The sequence below is a fragment of the Streptomyces ziwulingensis genome, from assembly GCF_039542605.1.
GTDB lineage: Bacteria > Actinomycetota > Actinomycetes > Streptomycetales > Streptomycetaceae > Streptomyces > Streptomyces ziwulingensis.
Genome location: NZ_BAABIG010000058.1, coordinates 55,702 through 80,828 on the forward strand (window position 1 = coordinate 55,702; position 25,127 = coordinate 80,828).

Genomic DNA, 25,127 nt, shown 5'->3' on the forward strand with positions numbered 1-25,127 from the left:
CTTTCTCTGCGAAGGGAGGGCGCGTCAGCCCTTGGTGCCGCCCGCGCTGATCCCGGCGATGATGTGCCGCTGGAAGACGAGGAACATCGCGACCATGGGAATGCTGGCGATCACCATCGAGGCGATGAGCACGGTCAGCGGGAGGTTCTGCGAGAGCTGGACGAGGGCCACGCTGATCGGCTGCTTCCCGGTGTCGGAGAAGACCATCAGCGGCCACAGGAAGTCCTGCCAGACGGCGACCAGGGCGAAGATGGAGACGACGCCGAGCACCGGCCGTGACATGGGCAGCACGAGGGACCACAGGACCCGCAGCTTCCCGGCGCCGTCGATCTCGGCGGCCTCCAGCACGTCCGCCGGGATCTGGTCGAAGAACCGTTTGAGCAGGTACAGGTTGAAGGCGTTGGCGACGGCCGGCAGCCAGATCGCCAGCGGATCGTTGAGGAGGCCGAGGTCGGCGACGGTCAGGTACTTGGGCACGACCAGGGCCTGGGCCGGGACCATCAGGGTGGCGAGGATGCCGCCGAGGATCACCTTGCCGAAGGCGGGCCTGAGTCTGGACAGGGCGTAGGCGGCGGCCGTGCACAGGACGAGCTGGCACAGCCAGGCGCCGGCCGCCTGCACCACCGTGTTCCACAGGTGGGTGGGCAGCTCCATCATGTCCCAGGCGTCGGTGTAGCCGCTGACCCGCCATGTCTCGGGGACGACGGTGGGCGGGGTACGGGCCACCTCGTCCGGTGACTTCAGCGCGCCGGTCACCATCCAGTAGACCGGGAAGAGGAAGGCGAGCGTGAAGAGCAGGACGACGCCGCTGAAGACGGTCCAGTAGGCGGCCTTCCCGCGCGGGCGGGCCAGGACGGCCGGGGAGACGAGGGTACGGGTGGTGTTCACGCGCCCTCCCCGTCGGACCGGGTGAACCGGAGGTAGCCGGCCGAGAAGAGGCCGAGCAGCGCCAGGAGCATGACGCTCAGCGCGCAGGCGCCGCCGAAGTCGTTGTAGAGGAAGGCGTACTTGTAGATGAGGTAGAGGACGGTGACCGTCGCGTTCTCGGGGCCGCCGCCGGTGATGACGAACGGTTCGGTGAAGACCTGCATGGTGGCGATGATCTGCAGGAGCATCAGCATCAGGATGACGAACCTGGTCTGCGGGATCGTCACGTGCCTGACGCGTTGCGGCAGGTTCGCGCCGTCCAGTTCGGCCGCCTCGTACAGCTCGCCGGGGATGGACTGGAGGGCGGCGAGGTAGACCAGGACGGTGCCGCCCATGTTGGCCCAGGTGGCGACGAGGACCAGGGAGACGAGTGCGGTGTCGGCGCCGTTGGACCAGTTCGAGGTCGGCAGGTGCAGGAGGCGCAGCGCCTCGTTGGCGAGTCCGGCGCCGGGATCGTAGAACCACTTCCACAGCAGGGCGCTGACCACCGGCGGGATCATCACCGGGAGGTAGACCACGACCCGGAAGAAGGCCCGCGCGTGGCGTAGTTCGTTGAGGACGAGGGCGAGGACGAAGGGAATCGCGAAGCCGATGAGCAGGGCGAGCGCGGTGAAGGTGAGGGTGTTGCGCCAGGCGGCGGCGAACTCGGGGTCCTGGAGGACGCGGGTGAAGTTGGCGGTGCCGACCCATTCGGGGTCGGAGCCCGGGGTGTACTTCTGGAAGGCGATGACGACCGCGCGGATCGCCGGGTACCAGGAGAACAGCGCGAAGCAGAGCACGCCGCCGAGCAGGAAGCCGTAGGCGCGGCCCTGGTCGGCGAGGCGGCGCCGGCCGCGGCCGGCGGTCGGGGGCGGCGCCTGCGCCGGGCGGGCCCTGACGGCCGGGGCCGGCCGTTCCACCGTCTTCGTCACCGGTCAGCTCCGGGCCAGGATGCCGTCGATCTTGCCGGTGGCGTCTTCGAGCAGCTTGTCGATGTCCGCGTCCTCCTTGGTGAGGACGGCGGAGACGACGCCGTCGAGGACGGAGTAGAGCTGCTGGGCGTGCGGCGGCTCGATCTTCATCTTCAGGTTCTGGTTGCCGTCGAGGAAGGGCTGGTAGTTCGCCACCGGCACGTTGGCGTTGGCGTTCTTGACCTTCTGGTCCTCGGCGTCGGCGGCGCCGGTGAAGAGGCGGGGCTCGGGCAGGCCGACCGGGGCGTCCCCGGCCTCGGCGCGGGCGTAGTCGCCGAGGAAGCCCTTGCCGGGGGTGAGGAACATGTGGTCGAGCCACTGCAGACCGGCCCGGATCTGCTCGGGACTCGCCTTCTTGCGGAACATGTAGCCGTCGCCGCCGATGAGGGTGGACTCGCCGCCGGGCATGGGAGCGAGAGCGAGGTCCTTGTAGTCGCCGCCCTTCTCCTTGACGAGGATCGGGATGTTGTCGGGGGCGGCGAGGTACATGCCGAGCTTGCCGGTGCCCATCATCTGCTGGACGTCGTTGATGACGAGGAGCTGCTTGCTGCCCATCGACCGGTCCGTCCAGCGCATGTCGTGCAGGGTCCGCAGGACGGCGTGGCCCTCGGGGGTGTCGATCGTGGCCTTCTCGCCGCTCGCGTCGACGACGTCGCCGCCCCGCGAGTACAGCTCGGCGGTGAAGTGCCAGCCGCCCTGGTTCTGGGCGCTGTAGTCGGCGTAGCCGACGGTGTTGTCGCCGAGGGCGGCGATCTTCCTGGCGGCGGTGCGGACCTCGTCCCAGGTGGCCGGGGGCCGGTCGGGGTCGAGCCCGGCCTTCTCGAAGAGCGCCTTGTTGTAGATCAGGCCCATCGAGTAGCCGGTGCGCGGGATGCCGTAGACCTTGCCGTCGACGGTGTAGATGTCGCGCAACTGCCGCTGGAGGGTGCCGTAGCTCTTGAGTTCCCTGACGTACGGGGTGAGGTCGGCGGCCTGGCCGATGTCGACGACGTGGCCGGCGTCGGTGAAGTACGTGTAGAACACGTCCTCCATCTGGCCGCCGGCGAGCTTGGCGTCGAAGGTCTTCGGGTCCTGGCAGGGGAACGCGTCGTGCGGGACGACGTCGATGTCCGGATGGGCCTTCTCGAACGCGGCGACGTCCTCCTCGAAGAACCGCCGGTCGACCTCGGCGCTCTTGGGCGGCATGCAGTTGACCGTGATGCGGGTCTTGCCGCGTCCGCCCTCGTCCTCGCCCGAACCGCAGGCGGCGACGGCGAGGGCGAGCGAACAGGCGCTCAGCGCGGCAAAGGTACGGCGGAACCCGGTGCGTGACATCGGTGACCCCTCAGGACAGGAGCGGTGGGCGCCGCACACTCAAGCACCGGCGACAGTCGACCGCAAGATGTCACGCAGAATTTGAAATTATTGGACAGCCTGTCGGCCGCCGGAGCCGGCTGCCGGGGTCCTCGCGGCCGCGGTCAGGGGCGGGGGGCCTGCGCGGTGGAACCGCGCACCACCAGTTCCGGTTCGAAGAGCAGTTCCTCGGCGGCCACGGACTGGCCGTTGATCTGCGTGTTGAGCAGTTCGACCACCGCCCGGCCCATGGCCTCGATGGGCTGCCGGACGGTGGTCAGCGGCGGTTCGGTGCAGTTCATCAGCGCGGAGTCGTCGTAGCCGACGACGGAGATCCGCGCGGGCACGTTCAGCCCCTTGCGCCGGGCGGCCCGTACGACACCGAGGGCGAGCGGGTCGCTGGCGCAGATGAAGCCGGTGACACCGCGGTCGATGAGCCGGGAGGCCGCGGCGTGGCCGCCCTCGATGGAGAACATGGCACGGGCCACGTACTCGTCGGGGAGGTGGCCGACGGCGCGCGCGGCGGTCAGTTTGCGGCCCGAGGGCAGGTGGTCGGCGGGGCCGAGCACGAGGCCGATCCGCTCGTGGCCGAGCGAGGCCAGGTGGCGCCACGCCTGCTCCAGGGCGACGGCGTCGTCGCAGGAGACGCCGGGGAAGCCGAGGTGCTCTATGGCGGCGTTGACCAGCACGACCGGGATCTTGCGGTCGGCGAGCCGCTCGTAGTGGTCGTGGTCCGCGTCGGCCTGCGCGTAGAGCCCGCCGACGAAGACCACACCGGAGACCTGCTGCTGCAGGAGCAGGTCCACGTAGTCGGCCTCGGAGACGCCGCCCTTGGTCTGCGTGCACAGCACGGGGGTGAGTCCGAGCTGGGCCAGCGCGCCGCCGATGACCTCGGCGAACGCCGGGAAGATCGGGTTCTGCAGCTCGGGCAGGACCAGGCCGACGAGCCGGGCGCGCTCGCCGCGGAGCTGGGTGGGCCGCTCGTAGCCGAGGACGTCGAGCGCGGAGAGCACCGCCTGCCGGGTGGCCTTCGACACCCCGGGCTTGCCGTTGAGCACCCGGCTGACCGTGGCCTCGCTGACCCCGACCTTCTTCGCCACCTCAGCAAGTCGTCGCGTCATGCCCGCAAGACTAGCGCAAGAAATGAAAGGCGCTTGCGTAACAGCCGGACGGCGGAACGGCGGGACGGGTGCGTATGCGGGGCGGGCGGGGCGGGTGTCAGCTTTCGCGGCCGGGGAGCATGGCCAGTGCCCGGGAGCGCTGGGCGACGAGGTCGGCGTAGGTGCCGTCGCGTTCGGCCCAGCGGTGCATGAGGACGCCCTTCACCAGGATCTCGCGGGGGGTGGGTTCCGCCGCGAGCAGTTCCATGACCTCGGTGGCGAAGCCGTCGAGCGGCAGCGCGTGCGGGTTCACCTTCTCCTGGCCGGCGGTGGCGACGGCCGGGGGGACGAGTTCGACCACGCCGACGCCGGTGCCGTCGAGCTGCGCGCGCAGCGCCTCGGAGTAGGCGTGCACCGCGGCCTTCGAGGCGGCGTAGGTGGGCATGGGCGGGAACGGCAGGAAGGCGATGCCGGAGGTGACGGTGAGGAAGGTGCCGGCGCCCCGCCCGACCAGGTGCGGGGTGAAGGCGTCGATGACCCGGATGGTGCCCACCAGGTTGGTGTCGATCGTCTGCGCCGCCGCCGCGAAGTGCCCGGGGTCGCGCAGGTCCTCCAGGAGCATGACGCCCGGCATCGTCACCACGGTGTCCAGCTCGGGGTAACGGGCCAGCACGGTGTCCCGGGCCGAGGTGACGGAGGCGCTGTCGGTGACGTCGACCCTGACGGTGCCGAAGCCCGCCGCGGCGAGTTCCGCCAGCGCCCGCGGGTCGCGGCCGCCGACGGCCACGGTGCTGCCCGCGGCGGCGAACCGGCGGGCCAGCTCACGCCCGATGCCCGAGGTCCCGCCGACGATGAGAACGGTGCGGTTGGAGAGATCCACGAGATCTTCCCTTCGGTCCAGGGCGCCGCCGGTGTGTCTGCGGCCGGGGCGCCTTCGGTGATGTTCCGCGGTTCTGCGCGGAACGCTGTCCTCCCAGTCTCGGCAGCGCCCGCCGGGCGCGGGAGAGCCCCCGTGCTCCCTGGTCCTGCCAGGGCCCCTCAGCGACCCGCGCACCGCATTACGGTGGCGGTATGAGGGACGAGGAGGACGGCAACCGGCTCGGCGGCTACCTGCGGGCCCGGCGTGAGCTTGTCTCCCCGGCGCAGGCGGGGATCCCGCCCGGCGGCACCCGCCGGGTGCCCGGGCTGCGCCGGGAGGAAGTGGCCCTGCTGGCCGGCATCAGCCCCGACTACTACCTGCGCCTGGAACGCGGTCGCGACCGCAATCCGTCGCCCCAGGTCCTGGAGTCGCTCGCCCGGGTCCTGCGTCTCGACGACGTCGAGCGCACGTATCTGCTCGGCCTCGCGACGGCCCGCCCCAGGCCACCGCGGCGCAGGCGACCCGAGTACGTACCGGCGCGGGCGCACCAGCTCCTCGCCCACCTGCAGATCCCCGCGTTCGTCGAGGGGCGCGCCTTCGACGTGCTGGCCTCCAACCCGCCGGCCGTCGCGCTCTCGCCGCGCCTGCGGCCCGGCCAGAACCGGCTGCGGTCCTTCTTCCTCGATCCCGAGGAACAGGCATTCCACCAGGACTGGACGGCGGCCGCCGCCGGCTTCGTCGCCGCTCTGCGCACCACCATCGGGGACGACACCGACAACCCCCGGTTCGTGGAGCTGGTCGGCGAGCTGGCGCTGTCCAGTCAGCGGTTCCGCACCCTGTGGGCCCGGCACGACGTCCGCGCCCTCGAAGGGGGCAGCATCACCGTCCACCACCCGGTCGTCGGTGAACTGCGGCTGCACCGCGACAAGCTCCCCCTCGACGACGTCATCCTCGTCGTCTACTACCCCGACAAGGACAGCGACAGCGACGAGAAGCTGCGGCTGCTCGCCGCGCTCGCGCGGACCGGACCCACCGGCGCGGCACCCGGCCGTCCGGCGGACCCGCCGCACCCGACGGGACCCTGACCCTTTCGACCGCCGCGGTCAGTGCGCGGCGGGTACGACGGTCAGGTGGGCCGCGCCGCGTCGGGGGCGGCGCTCGCGGGGCGGGACGCGCCGCTCCTCGCGGAGCACCAGGGTCAGCCGGGTGTAGTCCAGCTCCTCCAGCGACCTGGGCGTCTCCACGACGACCCGGCACTCGCCGGCGCCGCCGCGGGCGTCGGGGTGGAGCAGCGGCCGGACGGCGCCGTCGTGCTCCACGGCCCCCTCGCCGACCGCGCGGACCCAGTGCGGCAGCCCCTGACGGTAGGCCGCGTCCATGATCGGGTCCTGCGCGATGTCCCGGCGGACCGCCTGGAGTGCGTGATCGTGTCCGTGGCGCTCCAGCGCGGCGGCGAAGTGGGCCAGCATCGGCAGGCACCAGCTCGGCTCGTGGTCCCCGAGGACGGCGGAGGCGTCCGGGTGGAACAGGACGAACCGCAGGAAGTTGTCGCCCGGCATGGCCGTCGGATGCGGTCCGACGCCCCGGAAGAGCGTCCGGAAGGCACCGTTGGCCAGGACCACGTCCCAGCGGTGGTCGACGACGAAGGAGGGATGCGGGACGGCGTCCACGAGCGCGGCGTAGTCCTGCAAGTACGCCTGGGCCTCGGGGGTCGCGGGGGCGGGCCGCGGCGCCGACCGCCGCCCGCCTGCCTGAAATGCCATCGGGAGGTCACCCCTCTTGCCTATGCGGCCTTCACGCGGCGCCCCGATCCTGCTGCCCCGGTGCGAGGCGTGTCAACTATCGTGGCATTTCATGTCGGTTGACGGCTGAAATTGGCCACAGTTGTGGCGAGACCTGGATGTGAGTTCGAGCGAGGGGCTACTCTCCGGGAAGTCCACGGCAACAGCTTGTGAGAAGCCTGAGAGTCCTGTGAGAGATGTAGGAGATCTGTCGGTGACGGGTGGCTTCGAGGGACCGGGCGCCACGCAGACGGCCGGGCTGTCGTCCGCCGTCTCCCGCGTCGCCGCGCTGGCCGACCGGCTCGGCGTGCCGCACGCCGAGGTCTTCGACACCGGCCGGCTGTCGGCCGCCTCAGGTGTTCCGGAGTCCGTGGTCAAGGCCCTGCTGAGCGGCCGGCCGGCCGGTGAACCCGACGTGCAGAGCCGGTTCGTGCAGCGCCTGGACCTGCTGCGCCGCACCCGGCTGAAACCCAACGGGCGGCGTTACACGCAGCAGGAGATCGCCGACGGCGCCGGCATGTCACGGCAGCAGGCCGGCGCGCTCATCAACGGCGACCGGCGGCCCACCATGGAGCACTGCGACGCCATCCAGCGCTTCTTCCGGGTGCACGCCGGGTTCCTCACCGCCGAGGACCCCGAGGCGCTGGCCGGCGCCCTGCAACACATCGAGCAGGAACTCCTCCAGCGGCTCGCCGACCGCGAACGGGAGGCGGCCGAGGCCGCCGCGGACCCGTTGGAGCGGCTGCTGCAGGACCACGGCGTCCGCGGCATCGCCTGGCGGGCCGCGCAGTTGCCCACCGACCAGCACCGCGACAAGGTCGCCGAATGGCTGGACATGCTCCTGGAGAGCGTCAGGCGGCCGGAGTCTTGAACGTGGGGAGGCGGTTGGCCGTGGGCAGGCGCATGCGCCGCCTCTGCGACGAGCTGGTCGCGGAGCTGAGGCTCCCGGTCCCGGCGCCGCCCGCCGACCTGTACGCCGCGCTGTGCGGGGCGATGGCCCGGCGCCGCGGCCGTCCGCTGCTGCTGCGCACGGCCGCGTTCCCGCCGGGGACGGCCAGCGGACTCTGGCTGGACCTGACCGACCAGGACCTGGTCGTCGTGGAGGAGCGCACCGCTCCCGAACACCAGTTGGTCATCCTGGGGCACGAGCTGTGGCACATGGAGGCCGGGCACTGCGGGCACTCCGTGGACGGTACGGCGGTCGCCGCCCGGCTGCTGGACGGGGGCGGCGCCGACCTGGACGAGGACGCGCTGCGGGCCACCGTCCGCGCGGTCGCCGCGCGGTCCCGCTTCGAACTGGCCGACGAACGGGAGGCCGAGAGTTTCGGTCTGCTGCTGGCCAGCAAGTGCCGGACGCGGCTCGCGGGTTCGGCGGCGCGCGGGCCGGTGCGGGGGGACCATCTGGCGGGGCGGATCGGGGCCTCCCTGGGGTATCTGGGCTGATCTCCCGGGGATTGTCAGTGGTGGGCGGCAAGCTGGTGGGGTGCGGTCGCCCTGCGCGGCGGCCGGCTTCGTTGACGTCGATGTGGGGAGAGCCGACCGATGACCACCGCCGTGCTGACCGACCGCGAGCGCACCGCCGTCCAGGCGTACCTGCGGCTGCTGCACACGGTACGCGCCGCCTTCGACACCGCCTCGGGGCCGCCGGACGCCCAACGGCCTCCCGTCGTCCCGCCGTCCGTCCTCGCCGAGGCCGAACGGGCGCTGGCGGAGGCGGGGCTGACGGGGAACGAGAAGGAGTTCTTCCGCCTGCTGACGAGCTGGTGCCCGGAGCCATGACCGAGCCATGACCGCGCCATGACCGAGCCCGGTCCGGGCTCCGACCGTGCCATGTCCGGGCCGCCCGGCCGGTTCAGCGGGGCGGTACCGCGATGGCGGTGACGAGGAGGCCGTCCCGGGCGGCCCAGCGGCCCTCGAAGTGGGTCAGGCGGCGGTCGGCCACGAGCGGTCCCGGGACCAGGAGGGTGGCCCGGAAGGCACCGCGGCGCTCCTCGGCGGCGTCCACGGTCGTCTCGATGTCGGCCTCGTGGAAGTCCAGCCACTTGCCGGTGAGGGGGAACCACGCCTTGTAGACGGCCTCCTTGGCGCTGAACAGCAGCCGGTCCCAGTGCACCTGGGGCCGTGCCGCGGCCAGCCGGTGCACCCGTTCCGCCTCGGCCGGCAGGGCCACCGCGTCCAGCACGCCGTCCGGGAGCGGCGCGTCCTCCTCCGCGTCGATGCCGAGGGAGGCGAGGTCGTCCGAGCGGGCGAGGGCCGCCGCGCAGTAGCCGGCGCAGTGGGTCATGCTGCCGACCAGCCCGGTGGGCCAGCGGGGGGCACCGCGTTCCCCGTTCAGCACGGGCTGGGGCTCCACGCCGAGCTGTCGCATCGCCCGGCGGGCGCAGGAGCGGACCACGGTGAACTCCCGGCGGCGCTTGTCCACCGCGCGGGCCACCAGCGCCTCCTCCTCAGGATAGAGCGGGGTGTGCCCGGCGGTGTCGTGCCCGTGGGCCTCCACGGCGACCGCGGTCGACGGCAGCACGCTCCGCATCAACGGGTCCCGGCCCGTGCTCCCCGGCCGTCCGGCGTTCTCGTCCGTCGACGTCACCCCTGCCCCCTTCCGCGCGTACGGGACGTACTCTGCGGGCCGCGCGGCCTGTGCGGCGGTCCGCGGTCGCACCCTCAAGAGATCACACGCCGGAGGGGGCCGACAAGGGCGTCCCGCCGGCTCCCGGCGGGCCCCGCGCCGATCCGTAACACGCGCGTTGCACGGGGCCGCCTCCGTACCCCTATGATCGCCCCAACACCACCGCCTCGGACTCCCCCTCACGCAGTGCGGTTCGGTGACCCTTCATCCCCCCTGGCCGGGCACGGCCGACTTCGCCCTGCCCGTGAACTGTGAAAGGCGGCCTGCATGGTCTCTCGCGTACGCGTCTGGCTCAACCGCACGTACGCGGAGAACGTGTTCTTCATGGACCAGCTACGGAGAAATCCCGGCGACCGGGCGGTCGAGATCCACGCCACCCACGGCGACCCGGACTCCCCCGTACTGGCCGCCGCCGACACCGCCGAGCTGGAGCCCGAGGCACTCTCCCCGGCCGGGTACGTCGAGTACGCGCTGGACCAGTGCCGCCGGCGCGGCATCGACGTGTTCGTGCCCCGGCTGCACCAGACGGCGATCGTGGCCCACCGCGGCGAGTTCGAGGCGGCCGGCACGGCCCTGCTCGCCCCGCCGCCCGAGGCGGTGGCCGTCTTCCACGACAAGGTGATCGCCTACGAGGCGGCGCAGGCGGTCGGCGTCCCCGTGCCGCCCTGGTGGCGGGTGCGGACCGCCGACGAACTGGTCGCGGCCGTGGAGGAGCTGGAGGAGCTGGGCCACCGGGCGTGCTTCAAGCCCGCCTCGGGCGCGGGCGGCGTCGGCTTCCGGATGGTCACCCGGGCGCCGTTCTCCCTCGCGCAACTGAACGGCTTCCCCAGCCCGTACGTCCATCTGGACCTGGCCGTGGCGGCGGTCCGGGCGGCCGAGGAGCCGGTGGACTGGCTGGTGATGCCGCGGCTGGAGGAGCCCGAGGTGTCGGTGGACTGCCTCACCGGCCGGGACAACCGGGTGCGGATGGTGGTGGGCCGTACCAAGAACGGCCGGCGCCGCGGGTTCACCCTGGACGAGCAGTGGCTGGAGCCGGCCCGGCGCCTGGCCGAGGGCTTCGGGCTGCACCACCTGTCCAACATCCAGTTCCGGATGTTCGGCGAGCGGCCCGTGCTGATGGACGTCAACACCCGGCCGGCCGGCGGGCTGCACCAGCTCTCGCTGTGCGGGATCAACGCCCCGTGGGCCGCCGTACGGCTGGCGCTGGGCGACGACCCGGGCGAGATCGTGCCGCCCTTCCTGGGCCGGGACTACGCGGTGGTGTCCGGCCCGCGCCCACTGCGCCCCCTGACCCCGCCGCAGCCGCAGTCACCGCCGGCGTCACCGTCCTGGACGCCCGAGCACGACCCGGCGGCCGGTGCCCCGGCCGTGGCTCCCCAGGTCCGCCCGGCCGGACCCCTCGTCGCGCCGGGCGTGGGAACGGCCGCCGCCGCGACCGCCGCACCGGCGGTGGCGGCCGGCCCCGCGGACGGCGCCGGGCACGCTCACCGGCTCTCCTCCGGGTAGCCCCGGGCGCGGGCCGGTTCGCGCGGGCGGGGCGGGAGCCCGGCGCCGGGGCGGCCGGCCGGTCAGAAGACCACCGCGTCGCGGATCAGCGGGCAGGTCATGCAGTGCCCGCCCCCTCGGCCCCGGCCCAGCTCCGCGCCGACGATGGTGAGGACCTCCACCCCGGCCCGCCGCAGCAGGGCGTTGGTCTGGGTGTTGCGGTCGTAGGTGAAGACGACTCCCGGCTCCAGCGCCACGGCGTTGTTGCCGCTGTCCCACTGCTGGCGCTCGGAGGCGTAGACGTCTCCGCCGGTCTCGATCACCCGCAGTCGGGGCAGGCCCAGGGCGCCGGCCACGACCTCGGTGAACGGGAGGGCGCCCTCGTCGGTGATCTCGACCCCCGGCGCCCGGTCGGCGGGGCGCAGCGAGAAGGTGTGGACGCCGTCGATGACGCGCGGGTACAGCGTCACGACGTCCCGGTCCGCGAAGGTGAAGACGGTGTCCAGGTGCATCGCCGCACGCAGCTTCGGCAGGCCGGCCACGATGACGCGCTCCGCCGCGCCCTGCGCGAACAGGGCGGCCGCGACCTGTGTGATCGCTTGCCGGGAGGTCCGCTCACTCATGCCCATGAGGACGACGCCGTTGCCGACGGGCATGATGTCCCCTCCCTCGAAGGTGGCCCGGCCCCAGTTCTGCTCCGGGTCGCCCCACCAGACCGTGCTGTCCCGGAAGTCGGGGTGGAAGGTGTAGACCGCCTTCATCAGCAGGGTCTCGTCGTGCCTGGCGGGCCAGTGGAGCGGGTTGAGCGTCACCCCGCCGTAGAGCCAGCAGGTCGTGTCGCGGGTGTACAGGGTGTTGGGCAGCGGCGGCATCAGGTACTCCCGCGCGCCCGTGCCCTCGCGGGCCAGCCCCAGGTACGCCGACCGGAACTCGTCCGGCAGGTCGGTGGTGGCCAGCCCGCCGATCAGGTGCTCGGCGAGCCGGCCCGGGGTGAGGGTGTCGAGGAAGGCACGGGTGTCGTCGACCAGGCCGAGGCCCACTTCGTTCGCGTCGATCTTCCGGTCCAGCAGCCAGGACCGGGCCTGTGGCATCGCCATGGTGGCGGCGAGCAGCTCGTGCAGTTCGACGACCTCCACGCCCCGGTCGGTGAGCTGGGCGACGAAGTCGGCGTGGTCCCGCTGGGCGTTCTCCACCCACATCACGTCGTCGAACAGCAGGTCGTCGGAGTTGGTCGGGGTCAGACGCCGGTGCGCCATGCCGGGGGCGCACACCAGGACCTTGCGCAACCGCCCCACTTCGGAGTGGACGCCGAGGGCGGAAGCGGGGACGGTGCTTGTCACGAGGGGCCTTTCGCTTGATGACGGCACTTGACGACGGCATGGGGGCCGCTGACGACGGCATGGGGCCGGCGGGGGTTCACAGCTCGATCCAGCCGACGGCCAGCGCCGCCACGCCGGCGGCGGCGCCGGCGACCGTGACCGCGCAGGTGACCGCCTCGCCCGGGGAGAAGAGCCGTCGCCCCTGCTCGCGGCGGGACCGGACGAACAGCAGGGTCGCCGGTGCGTAGAGGATGAAGGAGACGAGGAGGTACTTCGGCCCGGCCGCGTACAGCAGGAACACGGTGTAGACCGTCGCCAGCGAGGCGATGACCAGCTCGCGCCGGGTGGAGCGTCCCGCCGTGTCCGGGCGGTCCGGCGGCCTGGCGACGCTGACCGCGAAGGCGGCGGCCAGCAGGAACGGGATCAGGCTCAGGGCGCTGGTCAGGTCCAGGGCGAAGTTGAAGGCGTCCGCGGAGAACAGCGTCACGACGAGCACGACCTGGCTGAGACAGGTCGTCATGAGCAGCGCGTTCTCGGGGACGTCCGCCGCCGTCGACCGCGCCAGGAAGCGGGGCATGTCCTTGTCCTTGGCGGCGACGAACAGGACTTCGGCGGCCATCAGGGTCCAGGCGAGGTAGGCGCCGAGCACGGAGACGACGAGGCCGACGCTGACGAAGACCTTTCCCCAGGTGCCGACCGCCGACTCCAGCACCTCGGCCATCGAGGGCTGCCGCAGCTCGGCGATCTCGGCCATCGGCAGCAGCCCGTAGGAGACGATCGTGACGGAGGCGAAGACGGCGAAGACACCGAGCAGTCCGAGGACCGTGGCCCGCCCGACGTCCTCGCGACGCTTGGCGTGCCGCGAGTACACGCTGGCCCCCTCGACGCCGAGGAAGACGAAGACGGTGGCGAGCATGGTGCCGCGGACCTGGCTGAAGAGGGAGCCCGTGTAGTCGGCACCGCCGAAGTTGTCCGCGAAGACGGACGGCTCGAAGTAGCACAGCGCCAGGATCACGAAGAAGACGATGGGCACGATCTTCGCCACCGTCACGATCCGGTTGATCGCCGCGGCTTCCTTCACGCCTCGGCGGATCAGCAGGAAGAACCCCCACAGCCCGGCCGAGGAGACCAGCACCGCCGGCACCGTGTCACCATCTCCCAGCGCCGGCACCAGCGCGCCGGCCGTCGAGGTGAGGAAGACCCAGTAGGTGACGTTGCCGACGCAGGCGCTGGCCCAGTAGCCGAAGGCGGAGAAGAAGCCGAGGTACTCGCCGAACCCCGCTTTCGCGTACGCGTACACGCCCGCGTCCAGGTCCGGCCGGCGCACGGCGAGGCTCTGGAAGACGAAGGCGAGCATCAGCATGCCGGCCCCGGCGACCGCCCAGGCGATCAGCGCCCCCGCCACCCCGGTCTCCTGCGCGAAGCGCCGCGGCAGCGAGAACACCCCGGCACCGACCATCGAACCGACGACCATCGCGGTCAGCGTCAGCAGGGACAGCTTGGCCGCCGGTCGCGCCGCGGCCTCGGCATCGCTCATGGTTTCCCTCGTCCGTCCGTACGGGCACGGCGCGGGTGGGCGCCCTCCCGCACTCCGTCGAAGAGGGAACCTAGCAGCCATATGTGAGTTTTTGCCCGATAAGAGGCCATTGCGGCTACTGAGCCGGGCCGTCCCCCCAGCCATCGCCGCCAGGGCCGGTCTGACGGATCGGCGCTAGCGGAGGTACCCGAGGCCGGGGTGGACGGCCGTGTAGCCGTCGACCAGGCGGCGTGCCACGGTCACCGAGTCGACGAGCGGATGCAGTGCGAACGCCGAGACGGCGCGGGCGCGCGAACCGGAGGCGGCGGCCGCGAGGATCTCCCGTTCCACCGCCTTGACCGCGCAGACCAGGCCGGTGGCGTGGCCGGGCAGCGGGTCGGCGGCGACCGGGTGGGCGCCGCTCGCGTCGACCAGGCAGGGCACCTCGATGACGGCCTCGGCGTCGAGGGCGGCGAGGGTGGAGCGGTTGCGGACGTTGAGGATCAGGGTGGTGCGCTCGCCGCGGGCGACGGCCCGCATGAGGACGAGGGCCACCTTCTCGTAGCCGCCGGACAGGTCCTCGGCCTCGCGCTCGCCCGCGCCCGCCGTCTCCCGGTTCTCGGCCATGTAGGTGGCCTCGCGCTCGGCGCGGGTACGGTCCCACAGCGCCAGGGCGGACCCGGCGGGGTCGTGTGCCTCGGCGTAGAACCCGGCCTGCTGGTCGCGCAGGAAGGCGCCGCGGGTGCGCTCGGCCTGCCGGGAGGAGCGGACGGCCTCGCGGTTGAAGTAGTAGTAGTGCAGGTACTCGTTGGGGATCGCGCCGAGGGCCTGGAGCCAGTCGGGGCCGAAGAGGCGGCCCTCCTCGAAGGAGCCGAGCAGGGCGGGGTCGGCGAGCAGCCGGGGGAGTTCGTCGCGGCCGGCGACGCGCAGGCCGCGCACCCAGCCGAGGTGGTTGAGGCCGACGTAGTCGATCCACGCCTCCTCGGGGCGGGCGCCGAGCGCGCGGGCGACGCGGCGGCCGAGGCCGACCGGTGAGTCGCAGATGCCGATGACGCGGTCGCCGAGGTGGCGGGACATCGCCTCGGTGACGAGTCCGGCCGGGTTGGTGAAGTTGATGACCCAGGCGTCGGGGGCCAGCCGGGCGATCCGGCGCGCGAGGTCGACGGCGACGGGCACGGTCCGCAGGCCGTACGCGATACCGCCCGCGCCGACGGTCTCCTGGCCGAGGACGCCCTCGGCGAGCGCCACGCGTTCGTCGTCGGCGCGGCCCTGGAGGCCGCCGACCCGGATCGCGGAGAAGATGAAGTCGGCGCCGCGCAGCGCCTCGTCGAGGTCGGCCGTCGCGGTCACCCGGGGCGCGTCGGGCACCCCGGCGGCCTGCTCGGCCAGGACCCGGGTCACCGCGGTGAGCCGGCCGGCGTCGAGGTCGTACAGGACGACCTCGCTCACGCGTCCCTCGGCGCGGTCGCCGAGCAGTGCCCCGTACACCAGTGGCACCCGGAATCCGCCGCCGCCCAGAATCGTCAGCCTCACGCCCGCACCTTTCCCGTGCCGGCGGGCGCGTGCCGCCCGCCTACCCGCTGCCGCGATCATGGCACGGCCGGTTCGCCCCGCGTCGCGGGCGGCGCGGGGCCGGCCCGTCGACCGGCCGCGTCCGGCCTGTTGACCGGCCGGGAGCGCGCTGCCTAACGTCACGGGGACGGCACCGCCCCCGCCCTTGGGAGGCACCCGGCCATGACCGCCCTCCCCCACCCCCGGCGCCGCTCGTGCGCGGGCGCCCCCGCCGGCCCCGCTCCCGCCTGCGCCCCCGCCGCCCCCACTCCTACCGGCGCCACCACCACGCCGACCGCGTCCGACCGGCTGCTGTCGGTGCTCGCCGCCTTCGACCACGAGCACCCCGCGCTCTGCCTGACGGAGATCGGCCGCCGCGCGGGGCTCAGCCTGACCACCGCGCACCGGCTGGTGGGCGCCCTCACCGCGTGGGGCGCGCTGGAACGGGACGGCTCGGGCGTCTACCACGTCGGCCTGCGGCTGTGGGAGGTCGCCGCGCTCGCGCCGCGCGGCCTGGCCCTGCGCCAGGTGGCGCTGCCGTACCTGGAGGACCTGTACGAGGCGACCCACGAGAACGTGCAGTTGGCGGTGCGGGACGGCGCGGAGGTCGTCTACGTGGAGTGGCTGTCGGGGCGGTCGGCGGTCGGGGTGCGCATCCGGGTCGGCGGGCGCTGGCCGCTGCACGCCACGGGGGTCGGACTCGCCCTGCTGGCACACGACACGGCGGAGTCGCAGCGGGCGTACTGCGCGGGTCCGCTCGCCGCGTTCACCCCGTACACGGTCACCGATCCGGTGCGGCTGCGCCGGGTGCTGGCGGAGGTGCGCCGCGCGGGGGCCGCGGTGAGCGACCGGCAGGTCACCGACGACGCGCTGTCCGTGGCCGCCCCGGTGCGCGGCCCGGACGGCACGGTCACCGCCGCGGTCTCGGTCGTCGTCCCGCACCGCGGCGGGCAGGTCCCGGCGCTGGTGCCGGCGGTGCGGCTGGCCGCGCTCGGCATCTCCCGGGCACTGCGCGAGGGACGTACCCGGCCAGGGCCCACCTGACCCCGCTCCTGCCCTTCTGCCGCGTTTCTCACAGCTCTCCCAGGGCACGAACAGTGCCGCACAGGACTTCCCCAGTTATACAGTGCACACTGCACGCAACCCCGCCGAACCCCCACGGAAGGCCCGCGCAGTGAGCAGCCCCCACATGTCCGACCCGCAGGCCGCTCAGCCGGGGCGGTGGTCCCGGCGGGGCGTGCTCACCGCGCTCGGAGCCGTACCGGTGGCCGCCGTCCTGGCCGGCCGGACCACCCCGGCGCGGGCCGCCGAGGCAGCGGCCGCCGCCGAGACCCGCACCCTGACCGCGACCGTGACCCCGGACGCCGACGGCACGTACGGCGTCGGCATGCCCGTGTCGATCACCTTCTCGCACGCCGTGACACGCAAGGCCGCGGTGCAGCGGGCGATCACCGTGACGGCCGACCCGGAGGTCGAGGTGGTCGGCCACTGGTTCGGCGACAACCGGCTCGACTTCCGGCCCCGGACGTACTGGGCACCCGGCACCACGGTCACCGTCGACCTCCGCCTGGCCGGCGTCCGGGCGGCGGCCGGTCTCTCCGGTACGCAGACCGGCACCCGGGTGTTCCGGATCGGCCAGTCGCAGATCAGCACGGTCGACCTGAAGGCGGGGAAGATGACCGTCGTCCGGGACGGCAAGAAGATCGCCTCCTATCCCGTCACGGGCGGTGACGCCGACCACACCACCTGGTCCGGGATCATGGTGATCAGCGAGCGGCTGCGGCAGACCCGGATGGAGTCCTCGACGGTCGGGCTCGGCCACGAGTACGACATCGCGGACGTGCCGCACGCCCAGCGCCTGACCACCTCCGGCACCTTCGTCCACGGCAACTACTGGACCGCCGCCTCGGTCTTCGGCACCGGCAACACCACCCACGGCTGCATCGGCCTGCACGACGCGAAGGGCGGGGCGGACGCGGCCACGGCGGGGCACGAGTTCTACTCCGGCTCCCTCCTCGGCGACCTGGTGATCGTGAAGAACTCCGGCGAGAAGACGGTCGACCCGGCCAACGGGCTCAACGGCTGGAACCTGTCCTGGAAGAAGTGGCAGGCGGGCAGCGCGCTGTAGTCCCCCTCGGGTCCCCGGCGTCAGCGCACCTCCGCCCGGAACCCCGCCGGGGTCTGTTCGGTGTGCAGGTGGAAGAACCTGGAGAAGTTCGCCGCGTCGGGGAAGCCGACCGCCGCGCCGACCCGGGCGATGGGCAGGTCGGTGTGGGCGAGGAGGCGTCTGGCCTCCAGGACGACCCGTTTGTCGATGAACGCCTTCGGGGTCTCGCCGGTCGCGGCGCGCACCGCGCGCACGAGGGTGCGGCGGGAGTAACCGAGCGCGTCGGCGTAGGCGCTGACGCTGTGGTTGGTGGCGAAGCCGCGTTCCACCGCGTCGCGGAAGAGGGTGAACGTCGTGTCCCCCGGCGGGTCCGGCTGCGCGGACCGCGCCGCCCGCGCGGAGCCGGCCGCCAGGTGGGCGAGGCGGAGCAGGAACGCGGTGAGCGAGTGGCGGAGCACGGCCGTGTGCAGGCTCAGCGGCAGGGTGGTGGTGTCCTCGTACTCGCGGCGGAGCTGTTCCAGCGCGGTCGTCAGGGCGGCGAGCGGGGCGGCGTCCGGGTGGAGCAGCGGCGGCAGGTCGTAGCGGTAGAGGCCGGTGGCCTCGACGGTCGCGCGGGGCAGGAAGCCGGGCTGCATGGTCAGCACCGTTCCGCGGTACTCGCTCTCCGGTGAGAAGCGGTGGACCTGTCCGGGCCGGATCCACAGCAGCTCGCCGGCGTGCGCCTCGTACTCGGCGAAGTCGATCATGTGACGGACCGGGCCGCCGGTGAAGAGCATGACGACGTGGAAGTCGATGCGGTGCACGCGGTACAGGGGGGCCTGGGCGTGCCAGATGCGGCCGGTGCCCATGGGGCCGACCTGCATGCCGACGCCGAGGACGCTCAGATCGACCGGGAAGGGGAAGGTTCTGATCCCGCCGCCATCGGCACCGCCGCCACCGGCATCGCCGCCGTCGCCACCGGCGCCGCCGCCGTCACCCTCGTCGCCGTCTTGGTGGTGTTCGTCCGCCATGTCCTTCTCGTGCCGTCCGCCTCGCGTGCCCGGCACCCGAGGTGTGTCTCAGTTTCACCACAGGCTGACACACCCCGACCTTCACTCTGAAAAGTCTGACTTTTAAGTTTGAACATGTCAGACCACTCGCCCCGCTCCCATCGAGGAATTCTTGAAGATGAGTACGCAGCCGGCGGACCGCTTCGAATGGACCGAACTCGACCGGCGTGCCGTCGACACCGCCCGCGTTCTCGCGGCCGACGCCGTCCAGAAGGTCGGCAACGGCCACCCCGGCACGGCGATGGCCCTCGCTCCGGCCGCGTACACGATCTTTCAGAAGGTGATGAGGCACGACCCGGCGGACCCCGAGTGGACCGGCCGTGACCGCTTCGTCCTCTCCCCCGGGCACACCTCGCTGACGCTGTACACGCAGCTCTTCCTCGCCGGGTACGAGCTGGAGCTGGACGACCTGAAGGCGTTCCGCACCCACGGCTCCAAGACCCCCGGCCACCCCGAGTACGGGCACACGGCGGGGGTGGAGACCACCACCGGGCCGCTCGGCCAGGGTCTCGCCAACGCCGTCGGCATGGCGATGGCCGCCCGTTACGAGCGCGGCCTGTTCGACCCCGGGGCGCCCGCGGGCGAGTCCCCCTTCGACCACACCGTCTGGGGGATCGTCTCCGACGGCGACCTCCAGGAGGGTGTCTCCGCCGAGGCGTCCTCGCTCGCCGGCCACCAGAGGCTCGGCAACCTCGTCCTCCTCTACGACGACAACCACATCTCCATCGAGGGCGACACCGCGACCGCGTTCTCCGAGGACGTGCTGGGGCGGTACGAGGCGTACGGCTGGCACGTGCGGCGCCTCGCCCCCGCCGAGAGCGGCGACGTGGACGTGCCCGCGCTGTACGCGGCGCTGCGGGCGGCGCGGGCCGAGACCTCGCGCCCCTCGATCATCGCCCTGCGGACGGTCATCGCCTGGCCCGCCCCGAACGCGCGGAACACGGAGGCGTCGCACGGCTCCGAGCTCGGCGCGGACGAGGTCGCGGCCACCAAGCGCGTCCTCGGCTTCGACCCGGAGAAGTCCTTCGAGGTGGCCGACGAGGTCCTCGCCCACACCCGCGCCGCCCTGGACCGGGGCGCCGAGGCGCACGCCGCCTGGGACAAGCGGCTCGACAAGTGGCGCGGGGCCCGGCCGGAGCGGGCCGAGCTGTTCGACCGGGTGGTCGCGGGCCGGCTCCCCGAGGGCTGGCAGGACGCCCTGCCGGTGTTCGAGCCCGGCGAGGCGGTCGCCACCCGCGCCGCGTCCGGCAAGGTGCTCCAGGCGCTCGGCCCGGTCCTGCCCGAGCTGTGGGGCGGCTCCGCCGACCTCGCCGGTTCGAACAACACCACCATCGACGGCACCAGCTCCTTCCTGCCCGAGGGCAACCCGCTGCCCGGGGCGGACCCGTACGGCCGTACCGTCCACTTCGGCATCCGCGAGTTCTCCATGGCCGCGGTGATGAACGGCATCGCGCTGCACGGCGACACGCGCGTCTACGGCGGCACCTTCCTGGTCTTCTCCGACTACATGCGCAACGCCGTCCGGATGTCCGCGCTGATGCAGCTCCCGGTGACGTACGTGTGGACGCACGACTCCGTCGGCCTCGGCGAGGACGGCCCGACCCACCAGCCGGTCGAACACCTGGCCTCGCTGCGCGCCGTCCCCGGCCTGAACGTGGTCCGCCCCGCCGACGCCAACGAGACCGCGATCGCCTGGGCCGAGATCCTGCGCCGGCACTCCACCGACCCGGCCCCGCACGGCCTGGTCCTCAGCCGCCAGGGCCTGCCGGTCCACCCGCCGAACCCGGACGCCGCCAGGGGCGGCTACGTCCTCCGGGACGCCGCCACCGGCACCCCGGACGTCGTGCTGATCGCCACCGGCTCCGAGGTGCGGCTCGCGGTCGCCGCGCGGGAGCTGCTGGCGGCCGAGGGCACCGCCGCCCGGGTGGTGTCGATGCCGTCCGTGGAGTGGTTCGAGCAGCAGCCCCGCGAGTACCGCGAGAGCGTCCTGCCGCCGTCCGTGCGGGCCCGGGTGGCGGTCGAGGCCGGGATCGGCCTGACCTGGCACCGCTTCGTCGGCGACGCGGGACGCATCGTCTCGCTGGAGCACTTCGGCGCCTCCGCCGACGCCAAGACCCTGTTCGCCGAGTACGGCTTCACCGCCGAGCACGTCGCCGCCGCGGCCCGGGAATCCCTGGCCGCGGCCCGCGGTTGATCGACACGCCAGAAAGAAGAAGATGATCGAAGTGACCGAAGCCACCGCACCCGCGGGAGCGCTGACCCGCCTGGCCGACGAGGGCGTCTCCCTCTGGCTGGACGACCTGTCCCGCAGCCGGATCGCGTCCGGCAACCTCGCCGAGCTGCTGAGGACGAGGAACATCGTCGGCGTGACCACCAACCCCTCCATCTTCCAGGCCGCCATCGGCTCCGGCGAGGGGTACGAGGAGCAGCTCGCCGACCTCGCGGTACGGGGCGTCAGTGTCGACGAGGCGGTCCGGATGATGACCGCCGCCGACGTCCGCGCCGCCGCCGACGTCCTGCGGCCCGTGCACGACGCCACCGGCGGCGAGGACGGCCGGGTCTCCCTGGAGGTCGACCCGCGCCTGGCCCACGACACCGCGGCGACGATCGCCGAGGCCAAGCAGCTCTTCTGGCTGGTCGACCGCCCCAACGTCATGATCAAGATCCCGGCGACCGAGGCCGGTCTCCCGGCGATCACCGAGGTACTCGGCGCCGGCATCAGCGTCAACGTGACCCTGATCTTCTCGCTGGCGCGCTACCGCGAGGTCATGGACGCCTATCTGGCCGGCCTGGAGCGGGCGCGGGCGGCCGGGCACGACCTGGCCTCGATCCACTCCGTCGCCTCCTTCTTCGTCTCCCGTGTCGACAGCGAGATCGACAAGCGGCTGTCGCTGCTGGGCACCGACGAGGCCTTGGCCGCGAAGGGGAAGGCCGCCCTCGCCAACGCGCGACTGGCCTACGAGGCGTACGAGGAGCTCTTCGGGGGCAGCCGCTTCACCGCCCTGGCCGGTGCCGGGGCGCACCGCCAGCGCCCCCTGTGGGCGTCCACCGGTGTGAAGGATCCGGCATACCGGGACACCCTGTATGTGGAGGAGCTGGTCGCTCCCGGCACCGTGAACACCATGCCGGAGGCCACCCTGGACGCCGCCGCCGATCACGGCGACGTCAAGGGCGACACGGTCACCGGCGGCTACGACCGGGCGAGGGCCGACCTCGCCGCCGTGGAGCGGCTCGGCATCTCGTACGACGAGGTGGTGGAGCAGTTGGAACGCGAGGGTGTGGCCAAGTTCGCGGCGGCCTGGCAGGACCTGCTCGACGCCGTGACGAAGTCTCTCGACAGCAAGGGAGTTGACGGGGAATGAGCGAGGAGCTTCCCGACCCGGAGGCGGGCGAGACCAAGGCCACGAAGGAGGCCAAGGAGATCCGCGACGCCCAGGAGGCGGCGGGGGTGGTGGCCGCCGGCCTGCCCGTCGACCCCGCCGACGGGTCCGGTGCGCCCGCCGGGGGGTCCGGCCCGTCCGCCGGGGGCTCGGCGGACGGTCCGAAGGCGGCCGCCGGGGACGGCCCGGGCCGGGCCGGAGCGGCCGCCGCGGCGGACCCGGCCCCCGAGTGGAGCAATCCGCTCCGTGATCCGCAGGACCGCCGGCTCCCGCGCATCGCGGGCCCGTCCGGTCTGGTCATCTTCGGCGTCACCGGCGACCTGTCCCGCAAGAAGCTGATGCCGGCCGTCTACGACCTGGCCAACCGCGGCCTGCTGCCGCCGGGCTTCTCCCTGGTGGGCTTCGCCCGCCGCGACTGGGAGGACCAGGACTTCGCGCAGGTGGTGCACGAGGCGGTCAAGGAGCACGCCCGGACGCCGTTCCGCGAGGAGGTCTGGCAGCAGCTCTCCGAGGGCATGCGGTTCATCCCCGGCGACTTCGACGACGACACCGCGTTCGAGGAGCTGCGCAAGGCCGTCGACGAGCTGGACTCCTCCCGCGGCACCAGCGGCAACTACGCCTTCTACCTGTCGGTGCCGCCGAAGTTCTTCCCGAAGGTCGTCCAGCAGCTCAAGAAGCACGGTCTGGCGGACGCCCCGGAGGGCTCCTGGCGCCGCGCCGTCATCGAGAAGCCGTTCGGGCACGATCTGACGAGCGCCCGGGAGCTGAACGCCCTCGTGCACGACGTGTTCGAACCGGACCAGGTCTTCCGGATCGACCACTACCTGGGCAAGGAGACGGTCCAGAACCTGCTGGCGCTGCGCTTCGCCAACCAGATGTACGAACCGATCTGGAACCGGTCCTACGTCGACCACGTGCAGATCACCATGGCCGAGGACATCGGCATCGGCGGCCGCGCCGGCTACTACGACGGCATCGGCGCCGCCCGCGACGTCATCCAGAACCACCTGCTCCAGCTCATGGCGCTGACCGCGATGGAGGAGCCCGCCTCCTTCGACGCGGCGTCGCTGCTGGCCGAGAAGCTGAAGGTGTTCCGGGCCGTGAAGCTGCCGGAGGACCTGGGCGAACACACCGTGCGCGGCCAGTACGCGGGCGGCTGGCAGGGCGGCGAGCAGGTGATCGGCTACCTGGAGGAGGACGGCATCGACCCGGCCTCCACCACCGACACCTACGCCGCGATCAAGGTCGGGATCGACAACCGCCGCTGGGCGGGCGTCCCCTTCTACCTGCGCACCGGCAAGCGGCTGGGCCGCCGGGTCACCGAGATCGCGGTCGTCTTCCAGCGCGCCCCGCACTCCCCCTTCGACACCACCGCCACCGAGGAACTGGGCGCCAACGCCATCGTCGTGCGCGTTCAGCCGGACGAGGGAATGACGGTCCGGTTCGGTTCCAAGGTGCCGGGCACCTCGATGGAGATCCGGGACGTGTCGATGGACTTCGCCTACGGCGAGTCGTTCACCGAGTCCAGCCCGGAGGCGTACGAACGTCTGATCCTGGACGTTCTGCTGGGGGACGCCAACCTGTTCCCCCGCCATCAGGAGGTGGAAGAGTCCTGGAGGATCCTCGACCCGGTCGAGGAGTACTGGGCCACCCACGGCAGGCCCGCGCAGTACGCCTCCGGCGGCTGGGGCCCGAAGGAAGCCGACGAGATGCTCGCACGAGACGGACGGAGCTGGCGCAGGCCATGAGGATCGACCTGACCGACACCACGGCAAGCAAGATCAACAAGGCGCTGGTGCAGGGCCGGCGGGCCGTCGGCACACCGGCGGTGGGCATGGTCCTGACGATGGTCATCGTCACGGACGAGGAGAACGCCTACGACTCGATGAAGGCCGCCGAGGAGGCGTCGCACGAGCACCCCTCGCGCACGCTGGTCGTCATCAAGCGCCACACCCGCAACCCGCGCGAGCGCACCAAGTCCCACCTCGACGCCGAGGTCCGGGTCGGCTCCGAGGCCGGCACCGGCGAGACGGTCGTCCTGCGCATGTACGGCGACGTCTCCGAGCACGCCGACTCGGTCGTCCTGCCGCTGCTGCTGCCGGACGCCCCGGTCGTCGTGTGGTGGCCGGTGGACGGGCCCGACAATCCGGCCAAGGACCCGCTGGGCGCGCTGGGCCAGCGCCGGATCACCGACCTGTACGCGGTCGAGAACCCGATGGAGACGCTCCGCAAGCGCGTCCGCTCCTACGCGCCCGGCGACACCGACCTGGCCTGGACCCGGCTGACGCTGTGGCGCTCGATGCTCGCGGCGGCGCTGGACCAGGCCCGGATGGAGGTGACCTCGGCGACCGTGGAGGCCGAGGCGGACAACCCGGCCGCCGAGCTGCTGGCCCGCTGGCTGGAGGCCCGCCTGCGCGTCACCGTGGAGCGGGTGGCCAGCGACGGCCCGGCCGTCACCACCGTCCGCCTGGGCACCGCCGCCGGCGAGATCGTCATCGACCGGCCCGAGGGCCCGGTGGCCTCGCTCACCCTGCCCGACCAGCCCCCGCGCACCCTCGCGCTGAAGGTCCGCCCCACCTCGGAACTGATCGCCGAGGAGCTGCGGCGCCTCGACGCGGACGAGATGTACGCCATCGCCCTGAGCGGCGAGGGCGCGAAGGAGAACCCCGTTCATGTCTGACCAGCCCAAGCTCACCCGCCGTCCCGAGTGGACGGCGCTGGAGGACCACCGCGCCGAGGCGCTGCTCCACCCGGACCTGCGTGAGCTGTTCGCCGCCGACCCCGAGCGCGCCGAGCGGTACGTCGTGCGCGTCGGCGACCTGCGGATCGACTACTCGAAGAACCTCGTCACCGACGAGACGCTGGCCCTGCTCCAGGAGCTGGCCGCCGCGACGGACGTCTTCGGTCTGCGGGACGCGATGTTCCGGGGTGAGCGGATCAATGTCACCGAGGACCGGGCGGTGCTGCACACCGCGCTGCGCGCTCCGGCGGACGCGGTGGTGNCGAGTGGCGGGGTCACACCGGCGAGCGGATCCGCGCGGTCGTCAACATCGGTATCGGGGGTTCCGACCTGGGCCCCGCGATGGCCTACGAGGCGCTGCGCGCCTTCACCGACCGTGACCTGACGGTGCGGTTCGTCTCCAAC

22 protein-coding genes and 1 pseudogene are annotated in these 25,127 nt (G+C 72.7%); 12 read left to right on the forward strand and 11 right to left on the reverse strand.

All coding sequences use genetic code 11. The features are described from left to right. Window positions 1-24 precede the first annotated feature (24 nt). From ABEB00_RS26900 to ABEB00_RS26920, 5 genes are all read right to left on the reverse strand, one after another. Window positions 25-888, reverse strand: a complete 864-nt coding sequence (locus tag ABEB00_RS26900) for a carbohydrate ABC transporter permease (RefSeq protein WP_345622937.1) — start codon at window positions 886-888, stop codon at window positions 25-27. Further along, entirely contained in the window at window positions 885-1,838 is a 954-nt protein-coding gene (locus ABEB00_RS26905) for a carbohydrate ABC transporter permease (RefSeq protein ID WP_345622938.1), read from the reverse strand. The genes ABEB00_RS26900 and ABEB00_RS26905 overlap by 4 nt, the downstream gene beginning before the upstream one ends. 3 nt (window positions 1,839-1,841) lie before the next feature. Continuing rightward, window positions 1,842-3,191, reverse strand: a complete 1,350-nt coding sequence (locus ABEB00_RS26910) for an ABC transporter substrate-binding protein (protein WP_345622939.1) — start codon at window positions 3,189-3,191, stop codon at window positions 1,842-1,844. A 143-nt stretch (window positions 3,192-3,334) separates the two neighbouring features. Then, window positions 3,335-4,330 carry a LacI family DNA-binding transcriptional regulator gene (locus ABEB00_RS26915; RefSeq protein ID WP_345622940.1) on the reverse strand — a complete coding sequence of 332 codons (996 nt, stop codon included), beginning with the start codon at window positions 4,328-4,330 and terminating at the stop codon, window positions 3,335-3,337. Between the two features lie 97 nt (window positions 4,331-4,427). Further along, a complete protein-coding gene (locus ABEB00_RS26920; RefSeq protein WP_345622942.1) occupies window positions 4,428-5,189 on the reverse strand; it encodes an SDR family oxidoreductase in 762 nt (253 codons plus the stop codon). Window positions 5,190-5,380: 191 nt separating this feature from the next. Here ABEB00_RS26920 and ABEB00_RS26925 point away from each other — a divergent pair, with 191 nt between their 5' ends. After that, entirely contained in the window at window positions 5,381-6,253 is an 873-nt protein-coding gene (locus ABEB00_RS26925) for a helix-turn-helix transcriptional regulator (protein WP_345622943.1), read from the forward strand. Window positions 6,254-6,271: 18 nt separating this feature from the next. Here ABEB00_RS26925 and ABEB00_RS26930 read toward each other — a convergent pair whose 3' ends face one another. Beyond that, window positions 6,272-6,931, reverse strand: a complete 660-nt coding sequence (locus ABEB00_RS26930) for an MmyB family transcriptional regulator (protein ID WP_345622944.1) — start codon at window positions 6,929-6,931, stop codon at window positions 6,272-6,274. A 232-nt stretch (window positions 6,932-7,163) separates the two neighbouring features. On the opposite strand from ABEB00_RS26930, the gene ABEB00_RS26935 reads away from it, so the two are divergent. The 3 genes from ABEB00_RS26935 to ABEB00_RS26945 all read left to right on the forward strand — a co-directional run bounded on the left by ABEB00_RS26935 (window position 7,164) and on the right by ABEB00_RS26945 (window position 8,728). Then, window positions 7,164-7,820 carry a helix-turn-helix domain-containing protein gene (locus tag ABEB00_RS26935; RefSeq protein WP_345622945.1) on the forward strand — a complete coding sequence of 219 codons (657 nt, stop codon included), beginning with the start codon at window positions 7,164-7,166 and terminating at the stop codon, window positions 7,818-7,820. A 32-nt stretch (window positions 7,821-7,852) separates the two neighbouring features. After that, complete coding sequence (locus ABEB00_RS26940; RefSeq protein WP_345622963.1) at window positions 7,853-8,392, forward strand: toxin-antitoxin system, toxin component; 540 nt, start codon at window positions 7,853-7,855, stop codon at window positions 8,390-8,392. A gap of 99 nt (window positions 8,393-8,491) precedes the next feature. Continuing rightward, the gene (locus tag ABEB00_RS26945) at window positions 8,492-8,728 is read left to right on the forward strand and encodes a hypothetical protein (RefSeq protein ID WP_345622946.1); all 237 of its coding nucleotides are present in this window, start codon (window positions 8,492-8,494) and stop codon (window positions 8,726-8,728) included. 73 nt (window positions 8,729-8,801) lie between these two features. Here the strand turns inward: ABEB00_RS26945 and ABEB00_RS26950 are convergent, their stop codons facing one another. After that, window positions 8,802-9,479: a 4'-phosphopantetheinyl transferase family protein gene (locus ABEB00_RS26950; protein ID WP_425586574.1), complete on the reverse strand. Its 678-nt coding sequence runs from the start codon at window positions 9,477-9,479 to the stop codon at window positions 8,802-8,804. A 363-nt stretch (window positions 9,480-9,842) separates the two neighbouring features. On the opposite strand from ABEB00_RS26950, the gene ABEB00_RS26955 reads away from it, so the two are divergent. Next, window positions 9,843-11,081 carry an ATP-grasp domain-containing protein gene (locus ABEB00_RS26955; protein ID WP_345622947.1) on the forward strand — a complete coding sequence of 413 codons (1,239 nt, stop codon included), beginning with the start codon at window positions 9,843-9,845 and terminating at the stop codon, window positions 11,079-11,081. A gap of 62 nt (window positions 11,082-11,143) precedes the next feature. Here the strand turns inward: ABEB00_RS26955 and ABEB00_RS26960 are convergent, their stop codons facing one another. From ABEB00_RS26960 to ABEB00_RS26970, 3 genes are all read right to left on the reverse strand, one after another. Continuing rightward, window positions 11,144-12,400 (reverse strand): arginine deiminase, encoded by a 1,257-nt coding sequence (locus tag ABEB00_RS26960; protein WP_345622948.1) that lies wholly within the window; start codon window positions 12,398-12,400, stop codon window positions 11,144-11,146. 76 nt (window positions 12,401-12,476) lie between these two features. Next, a complete protein-coding gene (locus tag ABEB00_RS26965) occupies window positions 12,477-13,916 on the reverse strand; it encodes a basic amino acid/polyamine antiporter (protein ID WP_345622950.1) in 1,440 nt (479 codons plus the stop codon). A 174-nt stretch (window positions 13,917-14,090) separates the two neighbouring features. After that, complete coding sequence (locus ABEB00_RS26970; RefSeq protein ID WP_345622951.1) at window positions 14,091-15,428, reverse strand: 6-phospho-beta-glucosidase; 1,338 nt, start codon at window positions 15,426-15,428, stop codon at window positions 14,091-14,093. A 201-nt stretch (window positions 15,429-15,629) separates the two neighbouring features. Here ABEB00_RS26970 and ABEB00_RS26975 point away from each other — a divergent pair, with 201 nt between their 5' ends. Continuing rightward, a complete protein-coding gene (locus tag ABEB00_RS26975; RefSeq protein ID WP_345622952.1) occupies window positions 15,630-16,490 on the forward strand; it encodes an IclR family transcriptional regulator in 861 nt (286 codons plus the stop codon). Window positions 16,491-16,620: 130 nt separating this feature from the next. After that, window positions 16,621-17,574: a L,D-transpeptidase gene (locus tag ABEB00_RS26980; RefSeq protein WP_345622953.1), complete on the forward strand. Its 954-nt coding sequence runs from the start codon at window positions 16,621-16,623 to the stop codon at window positions 17,572-17,574. A gap of 20 nt (window positions 17,575-17,594) precedes the next feature. On the opposite strand, the gene ABEB00_RS26985 is transcribed toward ABEB00_RS26980, so the two are convergent. Beyond that, the gene (locus ABEB00_RS26985; protein WP_345622967.1) at window positions 17,595-18,563 is read right to left on the reverse strand and encodes an AraC family transcriptional regulator; all 969 of its coding nucleotides are present in this window, start codon (window positions 18,561-18,563) and stop codon (window positions 17,595-17,597) included. A 157-nt stretch (window positions 18,564-18,720) separates the two neighbouring features. On the opposite strand from ABEB00_RS26985, the gene tkt reads away from it, so the two are divergent. From tkt to ABEB00_RS27010, 5 genes and pseudogenes are all read left to right on the forward strand, one after another. After that, a complete protein-coding gene (tkt, locus tag ABEB00_RS26990) occupies window positions 18,721-20,796 on the forward strand; it encodes a transketolase (RefSeq protein WP_345622954.1) in 2,076 nt (691 codons plus the stop codon). 22 nt (window positions 20,797-20,818) lie between these two features. Next, a complete protein-coding gene (gene tal, locus ABEB00_RS26995) occupies window positions 20,819-21,964 on the forward strand; it encodes a transaldolase (protein ID WP_345622955.1) in 1,146 nt (381 codons plus the stop codon). Beyond that, window positions 21,961-23,730, forward strand: a complete 1,770-nt coding sequence (gene zwf / locus ABEB00_RS27000) for a glucose-6-phosphate dehydrogenase (RefSeq protein WP_345622957.1) — start codon at window positions 21,961-21,963, stop codon at window positions 23,728-23,730. The genes tal and zwf overlap by 4 nt, the downstream gene beginning before the upstream one ends. Continuing rightward, window positions 23,727-24,662: a glucose-6-phosphate dehydrogenase assembly protein OpcA gene (opcA, locus tag ABEB00_RS27005; protein ID WP_345622959.1), complete on the forward strand. Its 936-nt coding sequence runs from the start codon at window positions 23,727-23,729 to the stop codon at window positions 24,660-24,662. Before zwf ends, opcA begins: the two co-directional genes overlap by 4 nt. After that, window positions 24,655-25,127, forward strand: a pseudogene (locus ABEB00_RS27010) (glucose-6-phosphate isomerase); the annotation flags it as partial. The gene opcA and the pseudogene ABEB00_RS27010, both read left to right, overlap by 8 nt.